General features: G+C 64.0%; 15 protein-coding genes. 10 read left to right on the top strand and 5 right to left on the bottom strand.

Features of this window, described 5'->3' with window-relative positions; all coding sequences use genetic code 11:
• Positions 1 to 81 precede the first annotated feature (81 nt).
• Positions 82 to 519, top strand: a complete 438-nt coding sequence (locus F4Y38_00690; GenBank protein MXY47792.1) for a rhodanese-like domain-containing protein — start codon at positions 82 to 84, stop codon at positions 517 to 519.
• Positions 520 to 578: 59 nt separating this feature from the next.
• Here F4Y38_00690 and bshA read toward each other — a convergent pair whose 3' ends face one another.
• Genes bshA through F4Y38_00670 form a run of 4 tightly spaced genes read right to left on the bottom strand, consistent with a single transcriptional unit; the run spans position 579 to position 6569 of the window.
• Complete coding sequence (gene bshA, locus F4Y38_00685; protein MXY47791.1) at positions 579 to 1700, bottom strand: N-acetyl-alpha-D-glucosaminyl L-malate synthase BshA; 1122 nt, start codon at positions 1698 to 1700, stop codon at positions 579 to 581.
• On the bottom strand, positions 1697 to 2428 hold the full coding sequence (gene bshB1 / locus F4Y38_00680; GenBank protein MXY47790.1) for a bacillithiol biosynthesis deacetylase BshB1: 732 nt from the start codon (positions 2426 to 2428) through the stop codon (positions 1697 to 1699). The genes bshA and bshB1 overlap by 4 nt, the downstream gene beginning before the upstream one ends.
• A complete protein-coding gene (gene bshC, locus F4Y38_00675) occupies positions 2425 to 4059 on the bottom strand; it encodes a bacillithiol biosynthesis cysteine-adding enzyme BshC (protein MXY47789.1) in 1635 nt (544 codons plus the stop codon). The genes bshB1 and bshC overlap by 4 nt, the downstream gene beginning before the upstream one ends.
• The gene (locus F4Y38_00670; GenBank protein ID MXY47788.1) at positions 4056 to 6569 is read right to left on the bottom strand and encodes an MMPL family transporter; all 2514 of its coding nucleotides are present in this window, start codon (positions 6567 to 6569) and stop codon (positions 4056 to 4058) included. Before F4Y38_00670 ends, bshC begins: the two co-directional genes overlap by 4 nt.
• 238 nt (positions 6570 to 6807) lie before the next feature.
• On the opposite strand from F4Y38_00670, the gene F4Y38_00665 reads away from it, so the two are divergent.
• From F4Y38_00665 to F4Y38_00640, 6 genes are all read left to right on the top strand, one after another.
• On the top strand, positions 6808 to 8802 hold the full coding sequence (locus F4Y38_00665) for a hypothetical protein (GenBank protein ID MXY47787.1): 1995 nt from the start codon (positions 6808 to 6810) through the stop codon (positions 8800 to 8802).
• A gap of 1 nt (position 8803) precedes the next feature.
• Positions 8804 to 13372: an FtsX-like permease family protein gene (locus F4Y38_00660; protein ID MXY47786.1), complete on the top strand. Its 4569-nt coding sequence runs from the start codon at positions 8804 to 8806 to the stop codon at positions 13370 to 13372.
• A 19-nt stretch (positions 13373 to 13391) separates the two neighbouring features.
• Entirely contained in the window at positions 13392 to 14549 is a 1158-nt protein-coding gene (locus F4Y38_00655; protein ID MXY47785.1) for an amidohydrolase/deacetylase family metallohydrolase, read from the top strand.
• Positions 14550 to 14634: 85 nt separating this feature from the next.
• Complete coding sequence (locus F4Y38_00650; protein ID MXY47784.1) at positions 14635 to 16686, top strand: peptide transporter; 2052 nt, start codon at positions 14635 to 14637, stop codon at positions 16684 to 16686.
• A 47-nt stretch (positions 16687 to 16733) separates the two neighbouring features.
• Positions 16734 to 17798, top strand: coding sequence for a dehydrogenase (locus F4Y38_00645; protein ID MXY47783.1), 1065 nt, complete (start codon positions 16734 to 16736; stop codon positions 17796 to 17798).
• A complete protein-coding gene (locus F4Y38_00640) occupies positions 17798 to 18856 on the top strand; it encodes an Ldh family oxidoreductase (protein MXY47782.1) in 1059 nt (352 codons plus the stop codon). Before F4Y38_00645 ends, F4Y38_00640 begins: the two co-directional genes overlap by 1 nt.
• A gap of 74 nt (positions 18857 to 18930) precedes the next feature.
• Here F4Y38_00640 and F4Y38_00635 read toward each other — a convergent pair whose 3' ends face one another.
• Complete coding sequence (locus F4Y38_00635; protein ID MXY47781.1) at positions 18931 to 19488, bottom strand: DUF2911 domain-containing protein; 558 nt, start codon at positions 19486 to 19488, stop codon at positions 18931 to 18933.
• Between the two features lie 316 nt (positions 19489 to 19804).
• Between F4Y38_00635 and F4Y38_00630 the strand changes: the two genes are divergently transcribed.
• The 3 genes from F4Y38_00630 to hutH are packed head-to-tail and all read left to right on the top strand — an operon-like array spanning position 19805 to position 23743.
• Entirely contained in the window at positions 19805 to 20479 is a 675-nt protein-coding gene (locus tag F4Y38_00630; protein ID MXY47780.1) for a hypothetical protein, read from the top strand.
• Positions 20480 to 20487: 8 nt separating this feature from the next.
• The gene (gene hutU, locus F4Y38_00625) at positions 20488 to 22137 is read left to right on the top strand and encodes a urocanate hydratase (protein ID MXY47779.1); all 1650 of its coding nucleotides are present in this window, start codon (positions 20488 to 20490) and stop codon (positions 22135 to 22137) included.
• A gap of 22 nt (positions 22138 to 22159) precedes the next feature.
• Positions 22160 to 23743 (top strand): histidine ammonia-lyase, encoded by a 1584-nt coding sequence (hutH, locus tag F4Y38_00620; protein ID MXY47778.1) that lies wholly within the window; start codon positions 22160 to 22162, stop codon positions 23741 to 23743.
• The last annotated feature ends 37 nt before the right edge of the window (positions 23744 to 23780 follow it).

Below are 23780 nucleotides of genomic sequence, written 5' to 3'. Positions count from 1 at the left end.
CCGGCGTTATCAAGGCGATCCGCGGTGCGGACGCGACCCGCGGCGCCGATCATGATGGCAGTTAAAGGAAGGAGTACTTAGATGAGCGTGGAACAGGTCATGCCCGACGAGGCGGCCAGGCTGGTCGAATCCGAGGGATACGCATACATCGACGTCCGGTCGGTTCCCGAATTCGACCAGGGCCATCCCGCGCCGGCCGTTAACGTCCCCCTGCTGCACGCGGACGAGCAGACCGGGCAGATGACGCCCAACCCCGATTTCGTCCGGGTGATGAAGGCGAACTATCCGGAGGATTCGAAGCTGGTACTGGGTTGCCGGACGGGCCAGCGCTCCAATCACGCCGCCGAACTGCTGCAGTCGATGGGATACCAGACGGTCGTCAACATGCGCTGCGGGTTCAGCGGCGAGATGACGCCCTTCGGCCAGGTGGTCAATCCGGGATGGGAGGAAGTAGGCCTGCCGGTGAGTCACGACAGCGGCGAGGGCGTGAGTTACGCGTCGCTGGAGGCAAAAGGGTGAGTTACGCGTCGCTTGCGTCGAAGTCGGAAGAGGCCTGACAGGTTGTCCGCGGGTTCCGGCTATCCCCGCAACATTTCCTCGTAGTAGGCTTCGTAATGCGGGACCACGGCTTCTTCCGCGAAGTTGTCCAGCACCCGTTGCCGGGCCTGCCTGCCGACCGCCTCTCGTAAGCCGTCGTTCGCAAGCAGGTCGGTGGCGTGTCGGGCCATCTGCCGGATGTCGCCCACTTCGGTGATATAGCCCGTCTCCCCGTGGCGCACCAGTTCCGGCAGGCCGCCGGCGTTGGCGCCGATCACCGGGACGCCGCAGCTCATCGCCTCCAGGGCCGACAGTCCGAAGCTCTCCTGTTCGCTGGGAAGCAGATACAGGTCCGAACAGGAGAGAATCCGGTCCACCCCCTCCTGCTCTCCCATAAAAACCACGCCGTCCTGAAGCCCCAGGTCCCGGGCCAGTTCCTGCATGGGGATGCGCTCCGGACCTTCCCCCACCAGCAACAGCTTGCACTTTATTTCGCGCCGTACCTCTGCGTACATGCGGATGATGTCCCCGATGCGCTTGACCGGCCGGAAATTCGACACGTGCGCGATGACCTTTTCGTCATCGTCGACGAAATTGCTGATGTCGCAGTGGCCGTCCCCCCGGCGGAATCGGTCGACGTCGACGAAATTGGGAATCACCCGGATGTCCTTTTCGATGTCGAAGAGGGACAGCGTGTCGCGCTTGAGGGACTCGGAGACCGCCGTGACCCCCTGGCTTTCCTCGATGCTGAACCGGGTGATCCGGTAGAAGGACTTGTCGCTTCCCACGAGGGTGATATCGGTGCCGTGCAGGGTCGTGATGACCTTGACGTCCCGGTCGCGCAGCATGTGCCGCGCCAGGAAGGCGCAGGTGGCGTGGGGCACGGCGTAGTGCACGTGCAGGATGTCAAGCTTCGCCTCGGAGGCCACGTCCGCCATTTTCGCCGCGAGCGCGAGGGTGTAGGGCGGGTACTTGAACAGCGGGTAGGGCATGACCTCCACGTTGTGGAAGGAGATGTTCTGGCTGTATTCCTGCAGGCGGAAGGGGATCGAATAGCTCACGAAATGGACCCGGTGCCCCTTCCGGGCCAGCGCCTGTCCCAGTTCGGCGGCGATGGCGCCGCTTCCTCCGTAGGTGGGATAGCAGGTGATGCCGATATTCATTGGTTACAGCCTTCGCCCGTGAAATGGGCCAGGGGATCGTCGATCGAAAGGTACTCCCGGACGACGAAAGGCTCCCCGTATCGCGCGCCGATCAACTGTCCGTAGTAACGGCTCTGGGCTTCGACTTCATCAAGGAATTCGGGCCGGCTGATGAAGGTCTCCGGTTCGGTGGATTCCGGGTCGTGGAACTGCGACCGGTGGGCCTTCACGGCGTCGATTTTCCGGCTGAACGTCGTCGTGATGTCGACGATAAAGGAAGGCCGGGGTTCCCGGTAGCGGTGGTGGGTCAGGTAGAAGACCACTTTCCGGGGCCGGAAGGACGGGTGGTCCGTCTCGACTTTCTCGAGGCCGGCCAGGAAGGCCGCGTCCGTGGCCAGGCGGGCGGTCGCCCCGTGATCGGGATGGCGGGCGATCTCGTGGGGAACGAGGAGCATGTCGGGCCGGTACCGGCGTATGGAGTCGATGAGGACGTCGCGGTGCGTCGGGCAGGAACTGACGCGGGCGTCCGGCAGCTCCAGGTTCAGCCTTTCGGACAGCCCGAGCACTTCCGCCGCTGCCGCCGCTTCCTCTTTCCGCCCGTCGACCGTTCCCCGGGTACCCATCTCGCCCAGGCTCATGTCGACGATACCGGTGGCATATCCCAGGTCGGCGAACCGGATCATCAGGCCGCCGCAGTGCAACTCCACGTCGTCCGGGTGCGGGGATACGGCGAGTACATCGAGTTTCATAGCGGGGTCATCCTGTGTCTGAAGTCCGTCTCGTCCGTGGCCTCGAAGATCGTATCCATGACGTCGAAACCGTGCAGGGCGACGTACTGCCAGATGTTGGCCACCCTTTCCTGGAGGTGCCCGTTGGGATGCAACAGGCGGTCCGCCCGCATGATCTGGCCGCGCATGACCCCGTCCGCCTTCTTCAGGGCGCGGAAGGTCTTTTCTTCCAGTCTGCCCAGGGCGAAGTTGGTCTTCCGCTCCGAGGCCTCGACGATCCGGTTAAGTCCGGGGTCTATAGCCGTCACGTGTCCCTTCAGGTTTCTGTAGTGGGCTTCCACGTCGCCCCGTGCGGCCCGGAGACCTTCGGTGACCGATGCCGGCATCTCTTCCCGTAGTTTTCGGTCGACCACGGTTTCGATGCCCCGGACGAAATGGGAGATCGCGAGGCCGTGCTTCTCCAGGATCCGGGCGGTCCTCGCGCCCACCAGCGTATGGGACGCGCGGGGATAGACCACGGGGAAGGGCAGGCCGAACTGCCGGTAGACCCCGCCGAGCTGTCCGTAGTAGGCGATTTCCGCCGGCCCGCCGATATAGGTCAGCGTCGGAAACAGCGTGTCCTGCACCAGGGGCCGGGTGATGACGTTGTGCGTGAACCGACCGGGCGTATCCTCAAGCATCCGTAGCAGTTCCTTGCCGGTAAAGGAAAGGCTTTCGTCCCGGTTGCTGAACCGTCCGTCCTCGTAGCGCAGGGCATTGCGCTGCCCGTCCTCGTAGAGAAACAGGTTCACCGCGTCCGGGGACCGGGAGACCTGGGGATGAAACCCGGCGTGCTCCAGATCGCGCGACGCTTCCAGGACCGAACCCGTGGTCGAGAGCGGCGCGCGGATTTCCCGCTCGAACACGGGGCGCATAAGGGGTTTCAGCGCCGGGTCGGTGGGGTCGACGAGGACCAGGCCCTGTTCCCGGAACAGCAGCGTCATGAGCCGCGCGAAGGCATCGGACAGGGAAGTCCCGGCAGTACAGTGCCGCCGAAGCGCCTCGATGGCGGACGGACGGTACTCCGAGTCGGGCAGGGCCTCGGCGAATTGTCCGAGCAGCGCTTCGATTCCGGGTCCGAGCAGGCGGTCGCTCGCGGACCGGCGGTCGTTGGGGTCGTCGGGGCTCAGTTCGAACCTGAGGGCGTCCCCGTCCGTCCGGCAGACGTGGACATGGTTGATTTCGGCGTAGTCATGGTCGTCGGCGGCCATCCAGAAGACGGGCACGGTCCGCACGCCGGTTTCCTCCGAGACCCGCCTCGCCAGCTTGACCGCCGTTACGGCCTTGTAGATGGTGAACAGCGGACCCGTCAACAGGCCCGTCTGCTGTCCGGTGGAAACGACGAAGGTATCGTCCCCGGCGAGGGAGCGCGCGTTGGCGAGGACCGTCTCGTCCGCCCCGAACCGGCCGTTCTGGACCTCGAGGATCCCGGCGAGCGCCTTTCGCGGCGGCGGAGCGGCGCGGGACTGCACGGCCTCGATCATGCGCGGCCATACATCCTGATCACGTGGATCGTGGGTGTAGAAAGGCCGTAATGCCTCGAAGTCATCGAGAAAGGTATGCAGCAGGTGGTCCGGCAACACCTGGCGGTAGTCCACTGCATGAGCGTTCATGTAACCGGCCTTGTTCGGCGCTTTTCCATGATGAGCAGATAGGCGGGCAGTGCGACCAGGGCCGTCGCCAGCGTGGCGATCTCTCCCACGTTGGCCATGATCCCGAAGGAATGCAGGCCCCGGTTGGACGTCAGCATGAGCGAGGTGTACCCGATCAGCGTAGTGGACGAACACATGACCAGGGCCGCGCCCGTATGCTGTACCATATTACCTATGGAACCCCGTCCGTCAAGGCGGTAGCGTTGATACAGGTTCACGCTGTAGTCCACCCCGATGCCCAGCGTGGTGGGTATGACGATGAAGTTGAAGAAGTTCACTTTGATGTCGAAGACGGCGATGACCCCGCCCATGACCAGCATGCCGCCCAGCAGGGAGGCCAGGATCACCACCGACGCGTGAATGCTTCGGAACGCCAGTACGAGGAGCGTGATCACGCCCACGAAGCAGGCGATCGTGGCGATGGGCCCGTCGCGGTCCACGGCCTTCAGCATGTCGGCGAAGACCACGGCCTCTCCGGAGGAATAGATGACCTCGTCGTCCGGCAGGCGGTTGGAACGGACGACCTCCGCGAACCGGATCAGGTTCCGACCATTCCAGAGCCCGGCGTCCGACCGCGGGTAGACGTAGATCAGCCTGCCCACCGTCCCGTCCCGCTCCTCGTAAGGCCGCGTGAGCGCTTCGGGCAGGTCGTCCACGGTGATCCCGTCCAGGCTCAGGTTGTCGCGAAAATCGTTGATCTTCGCGACCTGGTCGGGCGGTATCCCGAGTTCGTCGGGCGGATTCGTGTCGAGCATGTACTCGATGTCCCAGAGGACGTCGATCTTGTCTTCCTGGTCCTCCGGCAGCAGGTCGAAAACGGTCCGGACCCGGTCGATGGTTGGATTGGGGACTTCCCTTTCGGCTGCTTTCTTGTCCAGCACGGCCCGGCGTATGCCCGGCACCTGGTCCAGGCGGTCCGCCAGGATGACGGCCGGCGACTGGGAAATGCCGAAGAGTGCGTTGACGCGGTGGTTGAGGATCCGTTCGTAGGTGTCTCCCCGCGGCTCGTTGCGCAGTTTCGAGAAGTCGTACTCGAAGGAGTTCGGGAGCCACCACACCAGCAGGGCGGCGCCCAGCACGACCAGGGAGAAACTCGTGCCCACCACGGCCCGCGGCTTCTTCTGCACAAGGTTGGCGAGACGGCTCATCGAACTGCCCCTTGAGACCTTCCGGGTCCAGGTCTTCCGTCCGAAGGCGGTACGGTCCCAGAGCATTAGCAGCGCCGGCAGGATGGAGAAGGTCGAAAGCCAGCACAGCAGCATGCCCAGGCCGCCGATGAACCCGAAATGGTTGAAGCCCCGGAAATCGGTGATCATGAGGGTACCGTAGGCCAGGCCGGTTGACGCCGCCGAGGTGACCGTCGCCGTGAGCGTGTTCCGGAAGGCGATCTGCACGCCGTCCCGGGCGTTCTCTCCCCGCAGCCGCTCTTCCTTGTACCTGGACATCAGGATCAGGCCGTAGTTGATGCCGTTCCCGATGATGATGGCGCCCAGGAAGGCGGTCTGCATGTTCAGGTAGCCGATGCGGAAGTAGGTCAGGCAGAACGTCCAGAGGATGCCGACGACCACGACCAGCGTGATGTTGATGACCGGGACGATGGTGCGGAAGTAGAGGAATATGGCCAGGGCGACCAGGGACAGCGTGACGCCGGCCGACGTGAAGATTTCACGGTTTACGGACTCGTACTGGTCCAGGATCAGGCGGTACTTGCCGGTGAGCCCGACCCTCAACGACGGGTGGTAGGACGTGGGTTCGAGCCCTTCCGCGATGGCCAGGACCCGTTCGCACAGGTCCCGCGAGAAGGACACGCCGGTCGACGATCCGAAGGGTTTCAGGACCATGACGAGAAACTGTCCCTGCTCGTCGTGGCCCGTGAAATAGCCGTCGACCCACTTGTCCAGCTTTTCCGACGCCTCTTTCTCGTACTTCTCCTCCAGGTCGCTCACGGTGAACGGCTCGTCTTCCGTCTCCAGGCCAAGGTCTTCCTCGGATACGAAAAGGGGATTCTGTTCCAGTTTCGTCTTAAGGATCTGCCGGCTCAGCCGGCTCTGGATCTCTTCCAGGTCTTCCAGGTCGGCGTACAGGTACTTGTGGTCTTCGTAGAACCGCTTCTCGTCGTCCACCCGGTACTCGATGTAGCGGACATACCCTTCCGGCAGATCGGATCGAAGCCTTCCGGCAAGGTCGTCGGCGTACCGCTGGGCGGCGGCCAGGTCTTCCGTCTCTATGACGACGGTCAGGTTGCCGATGCCGCCGACGCGCTCCGTGAGCCGGTGTATGTCGTCGACGCTCCGGTAGCCTTCGGGGAGCAGTTCGACGAAGTCGGTTTTCAGCTGAAGCCTGGAGGCGAAATGGATGGAAAGCGAAGCAGAAAGCAGCGCGAACAGCAGGACCTTGGCCGGATGGCGGCAGATGAAGGCGATGTACCTGTTCAGGAAGCGGTCTAGGGCGGCTCTGGTCTCGGCCTTCACGGTGCATTCCTCGTGTGAAACGCGCACATCCAAGGTATGGAAATATCCCCGTAAACCACTGGGGTGTCAACCACTAAAAACGGCGAGTGCAACGGGGTTGAAGGACTTCGGCGAATGGGCGTTTTCCTTTGACTTATCCCGCGCGCGACCTTACATATGCTGGACCCGTTTTTCAATTCAAACCATTGCCAAAAAACGCGAACGACGTTCTCCGCCCACTCCATTCTCCGCCCACTCCATGGCCTCAGTACAGCAAAGTGTTTCCGCCTCCGCTGTCCGTGCGACCGCGACCCGGATCATTACGCCGCGATCCATTCTGCTGGGCCTGACGAGCGTCGTACTGATTTCCCTCATCGTCCCCTATTTCCAGTACACCATGGCCTCGTCCCAACTGGGCGCGGACCATCTCCACATCGGCGCGCTGTTTCTGGCCTTTGCGTACCTGGTCGTATTCAACGTGGTGCTGGCCAGGTGGAAGAAGGACTGGGCCCTCACGCCCCACGAGTTCGTCATCCCCCTGGCCATGGGCATGGCGGCTTCGGGGCTGACGACCAACGGCATGGGCGCCCCGTTCATCTCCACGCTGATGGCCCCCTACCTGCTGGCGACGCCCGAGAACCAGTGGGCCGATTACTTCTACCCCTACCTGAAACCCTGGGCGACGGTCACGAACCAGGGCAACGCCCTCACGTGGCTGGTGGACGGCATCCCGCCCGGCGCGTCCATTCCCTGGAGCGTGTGGGGCATTCCGCTGTTCTGGTGGCTGACCTTCATCGTCCCGGTCATCTTCATGGGCCTGTGTCTCGTGGTCATCCTCAGGCGCCAGTGGGTCGAACACGAGAAGCTCGTCTTCCCCATGATGCAGATCCCCCTCGCCTTCACCCGCGGCATGGAATCGCCGAGCCGTGTCCCGGCCTTTCTCTCGGAGAAACGGTTCTGGATCGGCTTTTCCATCCCGTTCTGCGTGATGATGTACAACATCGTCGGGTTCTTCACCCCGGTCGTGCCCCAGTTCCCCTATTTCGGGTCGGCGCCGCCCATCGTATTCGGCGAGGGGTTTCCGCCGCTGGAAATCAATTTCCGCCCGGCCATCCTGGGCATTTCCTATTTCGTCAACCTGGACGTCCTCGCCGGTTTCTGGGTGTTCTACATGATCGGGATCATCCAGGTGGGCATCGCCCACCGGATCGGGTACGACATCCCGGGACGGGACAACTACACCTCGATCCATCCCATGCTGGACTGGCAGAACATGGGCGCGTTCATCCTGTTCGTGGGATGGGGGCTGTGGCGGGCGCGGTTCCACATCCGCGCCGTGTGTTCCCAGGCATTCGGAAGGAGGTCGGACCTGGACGACTCGCAGGAAATGCTGCCCTACCGGGTCGCGGTCTTCGGATTCATCGGAGGTTTCGTCTACGGGGTGGTCTGGCTGAACCAGCTGGGCATGAGCGCGCCCATCGCCGTGTTCCTGCTCGCCGGCGTGTTCATCATCTACATCGGGGTTTCCCGGATCATCGCCGAGGCCGGGCTGCCCTACGTGCGTTCGCCCATGATCGCCCAGGTGCTCGTGTTCTATTCGGTCGGGTCGGCCAACCTTTCCATGTCCACCATGACGGCCATGGCCCAGACGTACGGACCCGTCAGCGAGATCAAGTCGACCTTCATGCCCGCCTTCATGCAGGCGGCCAAGCTGTCCGAGATCGGCACGCGCTGGCACCGCGGCCTGGGCTGGGCGATCCTGTCCGCCGCGGTGATCGGCGTGGTGATCTCGCTGGTCTGGACGATCTACATGGGGTTCGACCAGGGCACGCGCCAGTTCACCAACGGCTGGTGGTTCGGCCGGATCGGTTCGACCATCCCCTACAATGAAACGCTCACCAAGATCCGGGATCCTTTCGGGCCCGACACGTCGCGGCTGATGTTCTTCCTGGTGGGCGGTGCGCTCATGTTTCTGCTCATGACGCTGAGGGCCCGGCTGCCGGGCTGGCCGCTGCATCCCCTCGGATTCTTCCTTTCATACTCCTGGCCCGCCCGGGCGATCGTCTCGTCCATGTTCGTTTGCTGGGTCATCAAGAGCATCATGATGTGGGTCGGCGGCATCGAACTGTACCGGAAGGGACAGCCCTTCTTCCTGGGCCTGATCTTCGGCGTGGTCACCGGCGTGGTCATCTCCATGTTCGTCGACTACGTGTGGTTCCCCCACGCAGGCCATCATATCTACGGGATAGACTAGCGTGTATTCTCGGATATTCGGTTACTTCTTCCTCGCCGTGGGCGTCCTGTTGTTCCTCGCCGTGGCCGTCGCCGGCCCGGCCTGGGTGACGGAGCACGTGATCCTGAGGATCGTCTCCCTTCCCGAGGACGTGCCGCCCAGACCCCTCGAGGAGGCGCCGGTGTCCTGGGATGAGGTATCCGAAATCGTTACCCTGGTACGCGTGGAAGCCCATGTCAGGGCGATGAGCGAGAACCCGTCGCGCGTCGTCGGCTATCCGGGCAACCGGGCGGCCATGGAATACGTGGTCGATGCCTTCCATGCCGGCGGCCTGGCCGACGTAGCCGTCGACACCTTCACGGTATCCTCACCCGTCGACCACGGATTCACGCTGACCGTGCACGACGCCGTCGAGACCGAGATACCGGTGTACCAGTTCTGGCCCAACCTGGTCCGGTTGAATTCCTTTCCCGACGGGATCCGGGGACCCCTGCACTACGGCCGGCGGGGTGAATTCCAGGCCTTCAACGGGAAAGAGATCGAGGGGAGCATCGTCCTGGTCGATTTCGACGGACGCGACCAGTACCTCAACGCGCGGATGCTGGGCGCGCAGGCGATTCTTTTCTTCGACAGCGGTCCCGGTGCCGTGACCAACAACCAGGCCCAGCGGAAGATCCTGGACGTGCCCGCCGACGTGCCGCGCTTCTGGGTCCCGGACCCGCATGCATCCGCGGTCCTGGCGGCCGCGCGGTCCGGCGAGGCCGAAGTGACGATCCGTGGCCGCATGTCGTGGGAACGGGCCGAGACCTGGAACGTCATGGGGTGGATACCAGGCCGGGACGAGCCGTTGCCCGGGGGCGACGGCACGGAGAAATGGAAAAACAGGATCGTCGTGCTCTCGGCGTTCTACGACGCCATGTCGGTCGTACCCGGACTGGCGCCGGGCGCCGAGAGCGCGGGGGGCATCGCCGCCATGCTGGAGCTGATGGACGTGCTCCGGGCTCATCCGCCGGGATACACCGTGCTGTTCCTGGCCACGTCCGCCCATTTCCACGGGCTGCAGGGCGTAAACGACTTCCTGGACCGGCACCAGCGGCAAGACGAGTTCTTCCTCGAACGGATCCCCGAAGCGGACCGGATCCCCTTTGCCCTCTTCCTGGGCCTGGACCTCACCAGCAGGGCGGACCAGGTCGGCCTGTTCAGCTATGGCGATTTCATCTTCTTCACCTCGAATCTGGACCTATTGTATGAACCCTACGCGGACCGCTACCTGAATTACGCGCGCAAGGCCGGGGTCCACGATGAAGAGGAAAGCCGTACGCCCTATCTCAATACGCTGACGCACCCGCTCCGGTCGCAGGAAAGCTACATGCCCGCGGGCCCCGCCTTCGACCACGAGATGGTCACGCTCGCCGGGCTTCACGGCATGACCTTCGCCACGGTAAACGACAACCGGCTCCTCATCGATACCCCTAAGGACCGGATCGAGTACGTCGATTTCCCCAACCTGGTCCGGCAGATCCGGACACTGGGCACCCTGCTGCCTGCCATGCTGTCCGATCCCGAGGCCTTCGACGTGGACGAGTCGATACGGCTTAAGGACGAGGGCCGCGACATCGAAGGCCGGGTCCTCGAATTCGACCGCACGGTGGATTTCTTCAAGCCCAATACACCGGTTTCCGACGCCCTGGTCGTCTACGAGCCCGGATACCAGAGCCACAGCGGCGTGCGGGGGTTCATGGTTACCCACGCCGACTCGCTGGGGCATTTCCGGCACTCCATGGTCCGGTTCCCCCGGGGACCGACGGAACTGCGCAGCTACGGCCTCGCTGCCGACGGCCGGATCGTGTACGCCCCGGACCTGGGTGAAGAAGGCAACGCCACCTTTCCCCTCGCGGTGCCGAACTCGTCCAAGGTGAACAATACCATACAGGTCCTCTTCCCCTGCGAGGAGATCAATCTCTTCGATATCGTGGACCCCGGCGTCTTCGTCGCCCTGGACAACCTGACCGTACTCGGCCGAGACAACAGTCCGCTGCGCAAGTACGGCGCGGCCTTCGTGGAAGACCAGAGTTTCTTCGGCAACTGGATGACCAACGCCGCGGTGGTCTTCGCCCGGCCCGAGGACCGGGTCAAGATGTTCATGAGCTCGGGGCCCCGGGGCGTCAAGTACCTGCTGACCAACACGCCCGAATCGTGGCTCGACGATCCGCCGGAAAGTATCTCGGACGACGCCATGGCCCTGGCCCAGGGACAGGGATTCGCGGCGGACCATGGCCAGATCCTCTATCCCTTCTACCAGAGCGCTCTGGACCTGTGGTCGCTCAACCGGGCCCGCCTGATGAAACTGGAGGACCACGGCGTGACCAACGCCCGGGCCGCCGAACTCCACGAGGAAAGCACCGAGGCGCTGCGGGCCGCCCGGGAGGCCCTGGAGAACCGCCGTTACGACGCCTTCGCCGCGCGGTCGAGAGAGGCGTGGGGCTTCGAGGCGCGGGCCTATCCCGACGTGCGGTACGCCGCGGACGACACGGTGGACGGCATCGTTTTCTACTTCATGCTGCTGGTCCCCTTCTGTTTCTTCCTTGAACGGCTGTTCTTCGGTTTCACGGACATTCGGAAGCGGCTGGCCTCGGTGGGCGTCATCTTCGCGGCGGTCTTCTTGCTGCTGCAGAACGTGCATCCCGCCTTTCAGCTCAGCCTGACACCGTACATGGTCTTTCTCGCCTTCATCATCCTGGCCATGGCGCTGATTATCATCACCATGATCGTGACCCGGTTCGACACCGAGATGAAGAACCTGACCCGGTCGGCGGCCGGACTCCACGAGGCGGACATCGGCCGGCTGAGCGCCACGGCCGTGGCCATATCCCTGGGGATATCGAACCTGCGCAAGCGGAAGATGCGCACGGCGCTGACCGCGGTCACGCTGACCTTGCTGACCTTCACCGTGTTGTCCTTCACTTCATTCAGGACCGGCATCCAATTCTATACGCTGGACCGCGAGAACACCCCGCCCTACGACGGCGTCCTCATGCGCAGCCTGTCGTGGCACTCCCTGCCCACGTCCTTCCTGCCCTACGTGGAGAACGCCTTCGAAGACCAGGCGGACGTGGTGCCCCGGTCCTGGTACGAGCCGGAGGACATGACCAGTCCCTATATCGATCTCCGCGTGCCGGGCAAAGGGACCGCCACCACGGTACAGTCCGTCCTGGGACTGCACGCCGACGAACCGGCCGTCACCGGCCTGGACCGCTACCTGGTGCCGGGCGGACGGTGGTTCGCCCCGGACGAAAGGTCGGCCTGCCTGCTGCCCACGGAACTGGCCGAGCGGTTGAACGTGGGACCGGAGGACGTGGGTACGGCGGAGGTGGAGATCCTCGGCGGACGCTATACGGTGATCGGGCTGCTCGATTCCGATGGATTCGACGCCTACCGGGACATGGACGACGAGAGCATCATGCCCGCCAGTTTCTCCATGACCCGGACCCTGACCGACATGGACATCGAAGTGTTCATGTCCACCATCCAGGCCTCCGAGCACCTGCCCTCCCGCAACGTGCTGGTCCTGCCCTATCGTCAGACGCTCGACCTGAACGGGTCCACGCGGTCCGTGGCCATCGCGGGGTTCGCCGACGGCGATCAGCTCCGCGATTCCGTGGAGGCGTTCATGTCGCGGGTCCTCCTGGCCGTGTTCGTAGGCATGGAAGACGAAGTGAGGGTCTACAGCTCCCTGGGCGCCACTTCGGTTTCGGGCCTGGCCAACCTGATCATCCCGGTGCTCATCGCGGCGTTCCTGGTGTTGAACACCATGATGGGCGCCGTGTTCGAACGGTTCCGGGAAATCGGCGTGTACAGCGCGGTCGGCCTGGCGCCGAACCACGTCGCCGCCCTGTTCATCGCCGAAGCCGCCGTATTCGCGACGCTCGGGGCCGTTTTCGGTTATCTGTCCGGCCAGATCATCACCATGGGGCTCTCGCAATGGGACCTGCTGGGCGGCATGTCGCTCAACTATTCCTCCCTGTCGACCGTATACGCCACGATGGTCGTCATGGCCATCGTCTTCCTGTCCACGCTCTATCCGGCGAAGAAGGCCGCGGACATGACGGTAGAGGACGTGACGCGGCGCTGGTCGCCCCCGCCGCCCGACGAAGACGACTGGCAATTCGAGTTCCCGTTTACGGTGACCGTCCCGGAAGCGTTGCCGCTGTCGGGCTACCTGAACCACATCTTCCAGACCCATGAGGACAGTTCGGCGGAGGACTTCGTCGCGGAGGGGACCTCGCTCGACGCGATTCCGGGGGATACCTACGACACGTATCACGTGGCGTCCACCGTCTGGCTGGCGCCGTACGATCTCGCCATCAGCCAGGACGTGCGGCTTGAACTGGAGCCCGTGCTTCACGAGAGACTGTACCGCATCCTGATCGTGATCCACCGTCGCAGCGGAGACCTGGCGCAGTGGCAGACGATCAACCGGCGGTTCTTCACCGTGTTGAGGAAGCGGTTTCTCGTGTGGCGGACCCTCGCCGAGCCGATTAAGGCGCGGTACCGGGACATTAGGGCTTTCGATCGTGAAACGGCCCTGTAACCATGAAAGAGGAGCGGAGATGTACGACCTGATCATCAAGGGCGGGCACGTCATCGATCCGGAGAACGGCATCAATGGAAGCCGGGACGTCGCCGTCGACGGCGGCCTGATCGCGGCGGTGGAGCACGACATCCCGGCGGAACACGGCCGGAAGGTGGCCCGCGTCCACGGCCATTACGTCACGCCCGGGCTGCTCGACATCCACATGCACGCCTACGGCGGCTACCAGGGGTGGGTGTTCCCCGACGCCCACGTGCTCCCCAACGGGGTGACCACGGTGCTGGATACGGGGGGCGCAGGCTGGAAGAAGTTCGAGCACTTCAAGGACACGGTCATCGCCGAATCCGTTACCCGCGTGCTGGCGCTGATCAACATCGTCGGCGCCGGCATGGAAGGCGCCGTGGAGCAGGACATATCGGAGATGGATCCGGTTCCCTGCGCGGACATGATCAGCAGGTACCCGGAGCACGTCGTCGGGTCCAAGACCGCCCATTTCGGCGGTCCGGGCTGGGAGGCGGTGGACGGCGCCGTCGAGGCGGCCCGGCGAAGCGGCACCATCGCCATGATCGATTTCGCGCCGAAGCCGACCCGGAGCTACCGGGACCTGCTGCTGAAGAAGCTGAGCCCCGGCGACATCCATACGCACCTCTACGCGCAGCACATCCCCCTGCTGGAAGAGCACGGCCGGGTGAACGACTACGTCCGGGAGGCGCGGGACAAGGGCATCCTGTTCGACCTGGGCCACGGCGGCGGCAGCTTCTGGTTCCGCATCGCCGTGCCGGCCATCGAGCAGGGGTTCCTGCCGGATACCATCAGCACGGACCTCCACAAGTACAGCGCCCTGATGCCGAACGCGAGCATGAACACGACCATGTCGAAATGCCTGAACATGGGGATGACCCTGGAGGACGTGGTCATGCGCTCCACGCGGAACCCCGCCCGCGCCATACGGCGCCCCGAACTCGGTACGCTGAGCATCGGCGCGGAGGCGGACGTCGCCGTGCTGGAGCTGGAATACGGAGAGTTCGGTTTCGTGGACTCGGGTCTTGCGCGTATGCGCGGCGACCGGCGGCTGAGGTGTCTGCTGACAGTGCGGGCTGGCGAGGTGGTCTGGGACCTGAACGGCCTGACGCGGCCGGACTGGGACAAGGCGGGGAAATACATCAGGGCGGATTAGCCGGACGGACCAGGTTGAGTACGGGCGCGGCTGAAAACCGGTACGCGCCGCACCAATGCGGAAATGCCATGACCGAGCGTAAACCATGAGCGACACCACCAGGCGTGAACACCAGGAACGGCACGACCGGGAAGCCGATCCCTCCGGACAGGACGACCGGTGGCAGATCGTGCCGGACAGCCTGCCCTACGAGGACGGGTTCAGCAGCCGGATCATCTGGGCTGCGTTCTTCGTCGGGCTGGTCATGCTTCCGGGGGCGATCTACCTGGAACTGGTGACCGGAAAGAGTTTCGCGGGCGCCGCGGAATGGGTCACCATCATCATGTTCATCGAGATCGGGAAGCGCCTGTTCATCAAGCTGAAGCCCCAGGAAGCCATCATCCTCTACTGGCTCGCCGCCGGTCTGGCAGCGACGGGCCTGGGCGCCAGCGGCATGGCGGCCGGATCATCGGTGCACGGCGCGCCTTTCGCCAAGATGATCTGGTTTCAGTATCTGATCCAGTCCCCCCAGGCGGACGGCCTGGCCCAGCTTCTGCCCCAGTGGGTATCGCCGCCCAGAGGATCCGATTCCCTGATCACCCGGACCCTTTTCTCCATGGAGTGGCTGGAACCGATTCTGCTGGCCATCCTCGTGTCCATCCTCGGCCTGGTCAACGCCATTTCGCTTGGATACGTGCTCTTCCGCATCACGGCGGACACCGAACGCCTGCCCTTTCCCCTGGCGCCCGTACAGGCGGCCGGCGCCACCGCGCTGGCGGAATCGTCCGCGGGCGAAGAGACCTGGCGGTGGCGCCTGTTTACCGTCGGCGCCATGATCGGCCTGGGCTGGGGCATACTCTACGTGGTCGTCCCGACGGTATCGGGCGTAGTGCTGACCAAGGGCGTCGAGGTCTTCCCCATTCCCTTCGCGGACTTCACGCCGCGGGTCCGGGACGTGCTGCCCGCGTCGCCCATCGGCATCGGCACGGACATGGCCACGCTCCTGGTGGGCTTCGTCCTGCCCTTCTGGATCGTGGTCGGTACCTTCATCAGTTCCTTCGTCGTCACCTTCATCGCCAATCCTGCCCTCTACCATTTCGGCCTGCTGCACAGCTGGGCGCCGGGGATGAGCACCATCCCCACCTCCATCAACAACACCATCGATTTCTGGCTGAGTTTCTCCTCCATCGGCACTTCGCTGGTCATCGGCCTGATCGGCCTGGTCGCCTTCGCCCGCGCCTTGAGGAGAGACCCGGACGGCGCATCCGGTGTCCAGGGACCCCGCCGGCCGCCGCCGGACCGGGGCGATTTCAGGCTGCCCATTCCCATCGCGCTCTGGGCGGTTTCGACCCTGTGCTTCATCCTCCTGGTCTACTATCTCGAACCTACGTTCCCGGTATGGATCTCCCTGGTATTCGGGTTCCTGTGGACGCCCTTCTTCTCCTACATCGGCGCGCGCATGATCGGCCTCACGGGATCGCCCTACGGTTCGTCCTTCCCCTATGCGAGGGAGGGCTCCTTCTACCTGTCGGGCTACAAGGGCGTGGCCATCTGGTTCGCCCCGGTTCCGCTCTTCGATCACAGCGGCGTCGTGGCGACCTTCCGGCAGTTGGAACTCACCCGAACGCGATTTCCAAGCCTGGTCAAACTGTATATATTGAGCCTGTTGCTGCTCATCGTGTTCAGTTTCCTCTTCTATGCCCTGATCTGGAAACTGGCGCCCATACCGTCCGCGGCCTATCCCTTCGTCGAGAAGATGTGGCCGCTGCAGGCGACGATGGAGACGATCTGGATCAAATCGACCCTGCCGGGCGGATCGGATGTGATCGGGCAACTCATCAAGTGGGAGTACATCGGCGCCGGAATGGGGTTCACGGTGGCCCTGTACGGGGTCCTGAGCCTGCTCAAGGCGCCGCCGCTACTGTTCTACGGCCTGGTGGCCGGACTGGGCACCGGCGCCTGGATACACTACACGTTGCCCACGTTCATCGGAGCGATGCTGGGCCGGTTCTATTTCGGGCGGCGGTACGGAGAAAAACGGTGGCGCGCGTACGCGCCCGTGATCCTCGCCGGGTACGGGTGCGGCCTGGGCCTGATCGGCATGGCCGCCGTCTCCCTGGTGCTGATCGCCAAGTCCACGTCCCAGATCCTGTTCTGAGGCCTCAGAGCTTGTTCTGACGAATGTAGAGAGGGAACGGACGGTTTATGCCCGATGATTTCCGCGTAGCCCTGGTCGCCGACCTGCGAGGTTCCGACGGCGGGGTCGTGTTCGACGATTTCGGCGTCGATCTGCTGGACGAAGCCGGGATCTTCCATGCCTTCCTGAGAGAAGACCGGTGGCCCGTGACCCCGGATCAGCTCGAGGATTTCGACGCGGTGATCTCCATGGGCCAGCCCTACACGCAAGACTCCTTTGCCGGGATCGAGCGCCTGGCGCTTATTGCCCGGACGGGCGTGGGTTACGACATGATCGACATGGACGCCGCGACGGAGGCGGACGTCATGGTGACCATCACGCCGGAGGCCACGCGCAGGCCCGTGGCCAGCGCCACGATGGCCCTGATGCTCGGTCTCTGCCACCGGGTGACGATCAAGGACGCCATCGTACGGAATGACGACTGGGACATCCGTTTTGATCACATGGGTTGCGAGATCCGGGGCCGCGTGGTCGGCCTGATCGGCATGGGCATGATCGGCCGCGAGGTGGTGCGTATGCTGGCGCCCTTCGAGCCGTCCGAGATCCTGGTCTCCGATCCCGCAGTGTCCGCGGAAGAGGCCGCACAACTGGGCGTTACGCTGGTGGACCGGGAGACCCTGCTCCGCCGCAGCACGTTCGTCACCATCCACTGTCCGTTGAACGCTCAGACCCGGTACCTGATCGGTTCGCGGGAGCTGCGCATGATGCGGGAGGACGCCTACCTGGTCAACACGGCGCGCGGCGCCATCGTAGACCAGAAGGCGCTGGAGCAGGCGTTGCAGGAAGGCTGGATAGCGGGCGCGGCCATTGACGTCTTCGAGCAGGAACCGCCAGACGCCGACGATCCCCTGCTGTCCCTGCCGAACGTCATCCTTGCGCCTCACGCTTCGTGCTGGACCCATGAACTGTTCCGCGATATCGGACACGACTGCATGAAGGCGGCCCTGGCCGTCTCCAGGGGAGAAGAGCCTCCCTACGTGGTCAACCGGGCGGTGCTCGAGCGTCCGGGACTGAAGAAGAAACTGGAGAAGTTCAGGACACAGCACGCGGATAAGACACTGAAAGGAAGATAATGCCCGTAATTACCCCCGAGAAACTGCATCGAATAGGCTGCGAAGTGATGGAGGCGGCCGGCTGTACTGCGGACGACGCACGCAGCGTCGTGGACCACCTCGTGGATTCCAATCTCTTCGGCCATGACTCCCACGGCGCCATCCGGATCCCGGAATACGTCAAGGCCATCAAGGACGAGGGCCGGTTCAAGGCCCGGGCGGACGTGCGGATCCTGAGGGAGAGCCCGTGCACGGCCGTTGTGGACAACGGCGGCGCGCTCGGCCAGGTGGGCGGTACCGTCGCCATGCAACTGGCCATGAAGAAGGCGCGTGAACACGGCACGGCCACGGTTTCCCTCAGGCGCACCAGTCACGTGGGGCGCGTGGGCGCTTATCCGCTTATGGCCGCCCGGGAGGGCCTGATCGGATCGGCTTTCGTCAACGCGGGCCGGTTCGGTCGCCAGATCCCGCCCTTCGGCGGCATCGATGGGCGCATCAGCACCAACCCCATCGCTTTTTCCGCGCCTCGCCTGCACGACGATCCCGTCATGGTGGACCTGACCACTTCCGTCGTCGCGGAGGGCAAGGTGCGCGTAGCCGCGAACAAGGGCGTGCGGGTTCCCGAAGGCTGGCTGATCGACCACGAAGGGAATCCTACAACGGACCCTACGGTGATAAAGGGGCCGCCTCCCAACGGCGCGATCCTGCCCATGGGCGGCATCGTCGCCCACAAAGGGTACAGCCTCGGCCTGCTCGTGGAAATCCTGGGCGGTACGCTGAGCGGCCAGGGATGCGCACAGGGCGAGCAGACCGTATCGAGTAACGGCGTGCTCTTCACCGTCTACGACATTTCGTTCTTTACGGACCTGGACTGGTACTACGAGGAAGTCGAAGGGCTGATCCGCCACGTGAAAGCCAGCCGGACGGCGCCGGGATTCGACGAGATCCTCATACCGGGCGAACCGGAGTTCCGCCTGGCGGCGAAGCGCCGGCAGGATGGCATCAGCATCGACGACACCACCTGGCAGCAGATAGAGGAAGCCGGGATCAGAGTCGGTCTGGACCCGCAGAGCTGGTAAGCCCGCGGAAATGAAAAAGGGACAGGAGAATCGCTCTCCTGCCCCTTTGAGACTGTCTTGAAGTTACAGCGTGCTTACTTGGCGGCGAAACCGACAAGCAGACGGTGAGTACCCCACCCAACTGCGAGGTGATGCTGGCCTTCGAATTCCAGGAATCTCACGGTGAGCCGTTCGATCATCTCGTTTTCCACGCTGTACATAAACGGCACTTCCAGCACGTCGTTCTCCCGGCTGGCGCCCGGCGCGCCCCAGATCCCCACTTCACTGTTGAAGATGAGCGACCACGAATCGCCGTCCACGTGCTTGATCCAGGCGCTGTAGGAACCCGCGGCCAGGGTCTGGTCACCGAACATTAGATCGCCTTCCGTCGTGAAGGTCGTGGATTTGTTGCTGCCGAAACGCCAGACGAATCCCGCCGGCGCCATGGCGAGCATATCCCTGCCCTTCATTTCGGGACGGCCGTATTCGATAGACACCTTGCCGCCCGACAGCGTGACTTCCAACATGCCCCGTCCGGGGTCCATTTCTTCTCCGCCCGAGGGCATGGTCGTTTGGGCATCGGCGATCCCGCCCAGGGAAGTCAAGGCCATGGCAAGGGCCAGGCCGCCGATCATACGGGTAATGCGAAGCATAAATACCTCCTGTAAACGATTCTTGTTCTGACATGCCGTAGAAGCAGGCCGTACATGCCAAAAATGAGAAGAATCAGCGTTGCTGTCAACGTATTTGCATCGACCCGGCGATGCCTGGGTAACGGACCTGGGGAAAGTCGACACGTATGCCGCGACCGGCCCCGGGAGACGGTGGACCGGCGGTGTATTTCCCTTGATTTCTGGCTCTTCCCGGTCGATTTTAGCCCGTGGGGCCTACGGTTCAACAACCCCTTCCTTCTGTGACGTCTTTATACGTCCGATTGTTGCATTTCTTCAATTTAAAGGAGCTACTGGGATGACCCGTGTAGACGATGCCGTATTGAACGGTCTGGCCGAATTCGACTCGGCCACGGTTTACAACGCCGTGGAGAAAGTGCAGGGCGTTTCGAATGACGATTACACCGGACCGGAGATTCAGTACCTGACGCCTGAATTCGGCGCCGTGATCGGGTACGCCGTGACTTCAGAGGTCACCCCGCTGGACGCCACGCCGGCCAATATGAGCTGGCCCGACTACTACGACGTGCTGAACGAGACGCCGGGTCCCATGATCGCGGTGATGAAGGATGTCGACACCCGTCCGAAGCGCGCGGCCCTCTTCGGAGACGGCATGGCGCATATCCACAGGAAGCTCGGCGTAGTGGGCGCCGTGGTCGAAGGCTGCGTCCGCGATCTCGAGGGCATCCGGGCGGCGGGCCTGCCCATATGGGGCCTCGGCACGGTATCCGGCCATGGCCCCTTCAACGTGCGGGCCGTCGGCCGTCCTCTGGTGGCCGGACAGTTGCTCGTGCAGACCGGCGACCTGCTGCTCGCCGACGTGGACGGCGTGGTGAAGATCCCGCTCGAAATCGCGGAAGACACCCTTAGAAAAGCGAATGAGATCAGGACCTGGGAACGGTCCCACTTCGACATGATCAACAGCCCCGATTTCTCCTACGAAAAGTGGAAGAACCGGGAGTCGCAGGCGTAATCCGCCTATTGGACAAGATCGTGAAAGCACCGACGGGAACCGAACTGCACTGCAGAAACTGGCTCATCGAAGCGGCCTACCGCATGATCCAGAACAACCTGGACCCCCAGGTCGCCTTCGATCCGGAAAACCTCGTCGTATACGGCGGAAGGGGCAAGGCCGCCCGGAACCGGGAAGCCCTTGAAGCCATCCTGAACACCTTGCGGAACCTGGAACCCGACGAGACCCTCATGGTGCAGTCGGGCAAGCCGGTGGCGGTGTTTCGCACCCACGAGGACGCGCCGCGCGTCCTGATCGCCAACTCGAACATGGTGCCGGCCTGGGCGACGCAGGAGAACTTCGACGCCTGGGAGCGCGAGGGCCTGACGATGTACGGCCAGATGACGGCCGGCAGCTGGATCTACATCGGTACGCAGGGCATCCTTCAGGGTACCTACGAGACCTTCAGCGCGCTCGCGCGCAAACACGGTTGGGGCAGCCTGTCGGGAAAGCTCGTGGTTACGGCCGGGCTGGGCGAGATGGGTGGTGCCCAGGCGCTGGCCATCACCATGAACGGCGGCGTGGGACTTCTGGTGGAAGTGGATCCATGGCGCGCGCGCCGGCGCCTGGAGCTTCGCCAGGTGGACACCGTGGCGGAGAACCTCGACCTCGCGTTGAGCTGGGTGGACGAGGCGCTGGACGCGGGCGAATCCCGGTCGATCGCCCTGATCGGAAACGCCGCCGAGGTGCTTCCCGAACTGATTGACCGGGGGATCGTACCCGACGTGGTCACGGACCAGACCGCGGCCCACGACCCGCTCTACGGGTACATCCCCGCCGGGCTGTCCCCTGCAGCAGCGCGCCGGTTGCGCGAGCGCGATCCGGACGCCTACCAGGAGCGTTCCATCGCTTCAATGACCGTCCACGTCCAGGCCATGCTCGCGTGGCAGCGGAAGGGGGCCGTGGTCTTCGACTACGGCAACAACCTGCGGCAGCGGGCCTATGACAACGGGGTGGAGCAGGCCTTCGACTATCCCGGCTTCGTCCCGGCCTACATCCGACCCCTGTTCTGCGAAGGCAAGGGCCCCTTCCGCTGGGTCGCCCTTTCGGGAGATCCCGAGGACATCTACCGGACGGACCAGGCCATCCTCGAGCTGTTTCCGGAGGACGATCACCTGTTCCGCTGGATCACCATGGCCCGGCGTCACGTGGAATTCCAGGGGCTTCCGGCCCGTATCTGCTGGCTGGGATACGGCGAAAGGGCCCGGGCGGGACTGAAATTCAATGAACTGGTCGCTTCCGGCGAGATCAGCGCGCCCATCGTTATCGGCCGCGACCACCTGGACAGCGGCTCCGTCGCCAGCCCTAACCGCGAGACCGAGGCCATGAAGGACGGTTCGGACGCCATCGCGGACTGGCCCGTACTGAACGCGTTGATCAACACGGCGAGCGGCGCCACCTGGGTGAGCTACCACCATGGCGGCGGCGTGGGCATCGGATACAGCCTGCACGCCGGACAGGTCATCGTCGCCGACGGCACGCCCGAGGCGGCCGCGCGCCTGGAGCGCGTGCTCACCAACGACCCGGGGATGGGCGTGGCCCGGCACGTCGACGCCGGCTACGAAGAAGCCCTGGCCGTGGCACAGTCCCGCGGCGTCGAGATCCCCATGATGGAATGAATACCGGAAGCGGTGGTCGGATATGGCTGATTCCCGGAACTCCCTGGCCCTCACCGGCCACGATCTCACCATAGACGACGTGGTCGCCGTCTCACGGGGCCGTTCGGTTGCCGTACACCCCGATGCTATTCCCCGCATGGAACGGTCCCGGGAGGTCGTGGACCGCCTGGTCTCGGAAGGGCGGATCGCCTACGGCATCACCACGGGGTTCGGCCGGTTCAAGGACAAGCTGATCTCGGCCGGCCAGGTCGCCGAACTGCAGTTGAACCTGATCCGGAGCCACGCGGCCGGGACCGGTCCGGAACTGGACGAGGAGACCGTGCGGGCCATGCTGGTTATCCGGGCCAATACGCTCGCCATGGGCTATTCAGGCATCCGGACCGAAGTCGTGCAACTGATGGTGGATATGCTGAACGCGGGCGTGCATCCCTGCATACCCGGACGTGGATCCCTCGGCGCGAGCGGCGACCTGGCGACCCTGGCCCACATGTCCCTGGTGCTTATCGGCGAAGGCGAGGCCATGTACCGGTCCCGTCGTCTCGACGGCGCGTCCGCGCTGCAAGAAGCAGGCCTCCGGCCCGTAATCCTGGGCGCCAAGGAAGGTCTGGCCCTTACGAACGGCACCACGCTCATGGCCGGCCTCGGGGCCCTGCTGGTCCACCGGGCGACTTACCTGGCCCTCACGGCGGACATCGCCGCCGCCATGACCCTGGAAGCGCTGTCAGGCACCGACCGCGCCTACGACGCGCGGGTGCACGCCATACGGCCCCACCCCCGGCAGATCGCCTGCGCGGGATACCTGCGGGACATCCTGCACGGCAGCCGGCTGCTGCGTTCCGACAATCCGGGCAACGTCCAGGATCCCTATACGCTGCGCTGCGTCCCCCAGGTACACGGCACGGTCAGGGACACGATCGATTACGCCCGATGGGTCGTGGGCATCGAACTGAACGCCGCGAACGACAATCCGCTGGTCTTCGCCGGTGACGATCCCGACGACGCGGAAGTCATCAGCGCGGGCAATTTCCACGGCGAACCCATTGCCGTCGCCATGGACAGCATGAAGCTGGCGCTCGCGGACATGGGCAACATGAGCGAGCGGCGTTCGGCCCGGCTCGTGGACGCCGATTCCAACGAAGGCATTTTGCCCATGTTCCTCACGGACCACGGCGGACTGGAAAGCGGCCTGATGCTCGCCCAATACACGGCGGCGGCCCTGGCGTCGGAGAACAAGGTGCTGGCCCACCCGGCCAGCGCCGACTCCATTCCGAGCGGCGCCAACACGGAAGACCACGTGAGCATGGGCGCGGCGTCGGTGCACCACACGCTTCAGGTGGTGGAGAACGTAGAGACCATCGTCGCCATCGAGTTGATCGCCGCGGCCCAGGCCATCGATTTCAGATGCAGGGAACCCGGAATCACCCCGGAAGCGCTGGGCGCCGGTACCGGCCTGGCATACCGGTTGATTCGCCGGCATGTCCCCTTCCTCGACCGCGACGTCCCGCTTTCTCCGCTATTTGAATCCATACGAGAACTCGTCGCTAAGGGCGACGTGGTCGCCGCGGTCGGAGAGAAGGTGGAAGTCCCCGGGCCAACGCTGGACTGATCCTATTACCACCACGGGTCGAACGCGTCCCGGCAAG

Source organism: Gemmatimonadota bacterium, from assembly GCA_009838645.1.
Classification (GTDB): Bacteria; JAAXHH01; JAAXHH01; order JAAXHH01; family JAAXHH01; genus JAAXHH01.
Note: the sequence above shows the minus strand (reverse complement) of the source record. Positions and strands in the feature narration are given on the sequence as shown.

Excerpts from the sequence above, each read along its gene's own strand:
- F4Y38_00690 (MXY47792.1), top strand. The coding sequence starts at position 82 with ATGAGCGTGGAACAGGTCATGCCCGACGAGGCGGCCAGGCTGGTCGAA.
- bshA (MXY47791.1), bottom strand. The coding sequence starts at position 1,700 with ATGAATATCGGCATCACCTGCTATCCCACCTACGGAGGAAGCGGCGCC.
- bshB1 (MXY47790.1), bottom strand. The coding sequence starts at position 2,428 with ATGAAACTCGATGTACTCGCCGTATCCCCGCACCCGGACGACGTGGAG.
- bshC (MXY47789.1), bottom strand. The coding sequence starts at position 4,059 with ATGAACGCTCATGCAGTGGACTACCGCCAGGTGTTGCCGGACCACCTG.
- F4Y38_00665 (MXY47787.1), top strand. The coding sequence starts at position 6,808 with ATGGCCTCAGTACAGCAAAGTGTTTCCGCCTCCGCTGTCCGTGCGACC.
- F4Y38_00655 (MXY47785.1), top strand. The coding sequence starts at position 13,392 with ATGTACGACCTGATCATCAAGGGCGGGCACGTCATCGATCCGGAGAAC.
- F4Y38_00650 (MXY47784.1), top strand. The coding sequence starts at position 14,635 with ATGAGCGACACCACCAGGCGTGAACACCAGGAACGGCACGACCGGGAA.
- F4Y38_00645 (MXY47783.1), top strand. The coding sequence starts at position 16,734 with ATGCCCGATGATTTCCGCGTAGCCCTGGTCGCCGACCTGCGAGGTTCC.
- F4Y38_00640 (MXY47782.1), top strand. The coding sequence starts at position 17,798 with ATGCCCGTAATTACCCCCGAGAAACTGCATCGAATAGGCTGCGAAGTG.
- F4Y38_00635 (MXY47781.1), bottom strand. The coding sequence starts at position 19,488 with ATGCTTCGCATTACCCGTATGATCGGCGGCCTGGCCCTTGCCATGGCC.
- F4Y38_00630 (MXY47780.1), top strand. The coding sequence starts at position 19,805 with ATGACCCGTGTAGACGATGCCGTATTGAACGGTCTGGCCGAATTCGAC.
- hutH (MXY47778.1), top strand. The coding sequence starts at position 22,160 with ATGGCTGATTCCCGGAACTCCCTGGCCCTCACCGGCCACGATCTCACC.